The organism is Salinisphaera sp., from assembly GCF_035690525.1.
GTDB lineage: Bacteria > Pseudomonadota > Gammaproteobacteria > Nevskiales > Salinisphaeraceae > Salinisphaera.
Genome location: NZ_DASSKM010000080.1, coordinates 1 through 3,685 on the forward strand (window position 1 = coordinate 1; position 3,685 = coordinate 3,685).

Annotated in this window: 4 protein-coding genes; all 4 read right to left on the minus strand. The window is 67.4% G+C overall.

Annotation, left to right across the window (positions count from 1 at the left end):
• Nucleotides 1–81: 81 nt before the first annotated feature.
• The 4 genes from lpxB to lpxD are packed head-to-tail and all read right to left on the minus strand — an operon-like array spanning nucleotide 82 to nucleotide 3,538.
• A complete protein-coding gene (lpxB, locus tag VFJ08_RS05935; RefSeq protein WP_324996156.1) occupies nucleotides 82–1,239 on the minus strand; it encodes a lipid-A-disaccharide synthase in 1,158 nt (385 codons plus the stop codon).
• 27 nt (nucleotides 1,240–1,266) lie between these two features.
• Nucleotides 1,267–2,040, minus strand: coding sequence for an acyl-ACP--UDP-N-acetylglucosamine O-acyltransferase (gene lpxA, locus VFJ08_RS05940; RefSeq protein WP_324996157.1), 774 nt, complete (start codon nucleotides 2,038–2,040; stop codon nucleotides 1,267–1,269).
• Nucleotides 2,040–2,498, minus strand: a complete 459-nt coding sequence (gene fabZ / locus VFJ08_RS05945) for a 3-hydroxyacyl-ACP dehydratase FabZ (protein ID WP_324996159.1) — start codon at nucleotides 2,496–2,498, stop codon at nucleotides 2,040–2,042. The genes lpxA and fabZ overlap by 1 nt, the downstream gene beginning before the upstream one ends.
• A complete protein-coding gene (gene lpxD, locus VFJ08_RS05950) occupies nucleotides 2,495–3,538 on the minus strand; it encodes a UDP-3-O-(3-hydroxymyristoyl)glucosamine N-acyltransferase (protein WP_324996161.1) in 1,044 nt (347 codons plus the stop codon). The genes fabZ and lpxD overlap by 4 nt, the downstream gene beginning before the upstream one ends.
• Nucleotides 3,539–3,685: the final 147 nt, after the last annotated feature.

Below are 3,685 nucleotides of genomic sequence, written 5' to 3' on the forward strand. Positions count from 1 at the left end.
CCGGGCCGGCGAGCGGCCCGCGCCCCACCTCGTCGACGCCCGCCACCACCGGGCATGCGAATTTACGGCCGGTACGCGGCTTCATTGCCGGGTCTCGATCAACTCGGCCACGGCGTCGGCGGCACGGGCGTCGGCATCGCGCGCCAGGATCTGGTGGATCGCCTCGAAGGCATCGATTTGGGTCGCGCGCGCGGCCGGTGAATGCATGAGTCGGTACAGCCAGGCGCCGAGCATGGGCACCTGGGCGTCGGTCTGCAGCAGTTCGGGCACAAGGCGTCGTCCGGCCAGAAGATTCGGCATGCTCACGAACTCGGTCTTGATGAGATTCAGGCCGCGTGCAATCCAGTAGTTGGTACCCGAAAGCTCATAGGCCACCACCATGGGTGTCTTGGCCAGCAGCGCTTCCAGCGTCGCCGTGCCGGAGGCTATCAGCAGCGCCTCGGCCGCGCGCATGACCTCGCGCGAGCGCCCGTCGACGAGCACCACGTCGAGATCGGCGAATCGCGCGAGGTCGGCCTCGAACCGCGCGCGAACCCTAGCGCTCGCCATGGGCGCGATAAAACGCACCGCCGGGTCGCGCCGGGCCAGCCAGCGCGCGACTTCGAGAAAGCGCGGCCCCAGCCGGCTGACTTCGGCGCCGCGACTGCCCGGCAACAGCCCCACCCAACGCGCCTGCGGGTCCAATCCCAGCGCCTCGCGGGCCGCCGCCGCGCTCGGGTGCGCGGGCAACTCATCGGCCAGCGGATGACCGACGAAAGTCGCGCGGATATGGTGCGCGGCGAAAAAATCCGGCTCGAACGGGAAAATCGCCAACAGCAGATCCACGGCCCGTCGAATGGCGCGCGTGCGGCCGGCGCGCCAGGCCCAGGCGGTCGGACAGACATAGTGCACGGTGGCGATTCCGGCGCGGCGCACCCGTTCTTCCAGGCGCGTATTGAACGCCGGGGCATCGACCCCGATGAATGCGTCGGGGCGCAGTTGCAAAACTTGCCGGTACAACTGCCGGCGCAGCCGTAGCAGGCGCGGAATCTGGCCGATGACCTCGCTGATCCCGAACAGCGACAGCGCCTCGATATCGGCCCGCGATTCGCAGCCCGCGGCCCGCATTCGCGGCCCGGTTACGCCGATGAAACGGGCGCCGGGGTAGCGTTGGGCCAGCCGCCGGATCAGGCCGGCGGCCAGTACATCGCCCGAGACCTCGCCGGCGACGATGAAAAAGACCGGGGCATGATCCGCCATCACCACATCGAAATAAAACGGCGCGCGTCAGCGAATGATGCCGCGCTGGGCGTTATCCAGCGAGGCCAGCAGCGTCGCCACGGCCGGGCTTGCCTCGGCCTGTTCGCGGATCGCCTCCTTGGCGTCGGCCAATCGCATCTTCGAGCGATACAACGTGCGATAGGCCTTCTTCACGGCGGCGATTTCGTCGCTGGAATAGCCTTGGCGGCGCATACCGATGGAGTTGATGCCGTGCGGCTCGGCCGGCGAACCCGCCGAGCGCACGAACGCCGGAACGTCCTGCACGACGCCGCTGCAATAGGCCAGAAACGCCAGCGGACCGACGTGGCGGAACTGGTAGACCAGCGCAAAGCCGGCGAGGATGCAATGGTCGCCGATATGCACATGCCCCGCCAGGCTTGCGCCGTTGGCCATGGTGATGCCGTCGCCCAGCACACAATCGTGGGCGATATGGCTGTAGGCCATGACCAGATTGTCGTTGCCGATGTGGGTCACGCCGGCGTCGAGCATGGTGCCGCGATGCACGCTGCAATACTCGCGAAAGGTGTTGCGGTCGCCGATGATCAGTTCGGTCGGCTCGCCCTTGTAGCCGCGGTGCTGGGGCCCGCCGCCGAGCGAGACGAACTGGGAGATCCGGTTGTCGCGGCCGATGGTGGTGTGCCCATCGATCACCGCGTGCGGGCCGATGCGCGTACCCGGGCCGATCTTGACGTGCGGCCCGATCACGGTGAACGGACCAATATGGACGTCGTCGGCAACCTCGGCTTCGGGATGAACCTGGGCGGCGGCGTCGATCGGCATTATTCGACCTCTTCTTGCGCCGGCCTGCTCGGAATCGCCATCACCTGGGCGCGACAGGCCAGGTCGTCACCAACCCAGGCTTCGGCGTCGAAACGCCACAGCCGCTTCTTGGCGGAACCGATCTCCAGCTTGAGCAGCAGTTGATCGCCCGGAACCACCTGACGCTTGAAGCGCGCCTTGTCGATGCCCGCGAAGTAGACGATCGTGCCGTCCTCGGCGTCGACGGTGCGCATGCCGAGAATGAGCCCGGCCTGGGCGAGCGCTTCCAGAATCAGAACGCCCGGCATCACCGGGTGCCCGGGGAAATGGCCCGAGAAAAAAGGCTCGTTGAAGGTGACGTTCTTGAGTGCCGTGATCGACTCGCCCGGCTTGCACTCGAGCACCCGGTCGACCAGAAGAAACGGGTACCGATGCGGCACCTTCTTCATGATCGACTGTATTTCGTCCTGTTCGCTCATAAGGGGTCTCCCGAAATCCCGTTTTTTGTTTCGACGCGCTTGAGCCGTGCCTCGATTCGATCGAGCGCGCGAAACAGCGCCAGCCGCTTGCGCCAGGCCCGTGCGGGCATCGCGCGAAAGGTCGACGAGTATACCCCTTCCGTATCGATGTCCTTGGGCACCTGACTGGCCGCGGTGATGATCGCCCCGTCGGCGATGGAGACATGATCGCCGATGCCCACGCCGCCGCCGATCATGCAGCGCGAGCCGATCGTGCACGAACCGGCGATCCCGGTACAGCCGGCGATCACGGTGTGCGCCCCGATCACGCAGTTGTGCGCGACGTGCACCTGGTTGTCGATTTTCACGCCGGTGCGCACGACGGTGTCGTCGATCGCGCCGCGGTCGATCGTGCTGTTGGCGCCGATTTCCACATCGTCCTCGATGCGCACGCCGCCAAGCTGGGGCACGGCTTCCAGACCGGCCGGGCCCGGCACCAGGCCGAATCCGCGCTCGCCGATCACCGCGCCCGCGCCGACCACAACACGTTCACCGAGCATGGTGCCGCTGCGGATCACCGCGCGCGGCCCGATGGTGCTGCCCATGCCGATCGTCGTATCGCTTTCGATCACGCCGCCCGCACCGACAATTACAGCCGCGCCAATGACTGCGCGCTCGCCGATGACCGCATTGGCGCCGACGCTGGCCGACGGCGCGACTTGGGCGCTGGCGGCCACGACGGCGCCCGGTGCGATCCCCGGCTCCGACGCCGGCCGCTCGAACACCGCGGCCACGCGGGCGAAACTCAGCCGTGGCGTATCGCTGACCAGAAGCACCGGTCGATCGAGATCGATCAGTTGGCGCGGCACGATGAGCAAGCTCGCCCGGCTGGCGGCCGCGATATCGCGCTGGCGCGCGGTTTCGGCGAACGCCAGCCGTCGTTCGCGGCCCGGTTCGAGCGCACAGACCCCCTCGACGACGATATCGCCGTCGCCCACGACCTCCAGCTCGAACCGGCGGGCCAGAGCTTCGGCGGTATATTGCGCTGCGGGGTCGGCCACGGCTGCCCTCGATCAGTCGGGTTTGTCGCTATTGGGCGGCTTCGCCGACGGGGCCGCCGTGGCCTGTTGCTGCAACCGGTTCAGAATGGCGTCGGTGATGTTCACGGTGTCGCTGGCGTAGAGCACCGAATCGCCGACGATCAGGTC

Bases quoted from the DNA above. Each gene is read 5' to 3' on its own strand.
- lpxA (WP_324996157.1), bottom strand. From the start codon at position 2,040: ATGCCGATCGACGCCGCCGCCCAGGTTCATCCCGAAGCCGAGGTTGCC.
- fabZ (WP_324996159.1), bottom strand. From the start codon at position 2,498: ATGAGCGAACAGGACGAAATACAGTCGATCATGAAGAAGGTGCCGCAT.
- lpxB (WP_324996156.1), bottom strand. From the start codon at position 1,239: ATGGCGGATCATGCCCCGGTCTTTTTCATCGTCGCCGGCGAGGTCTCG.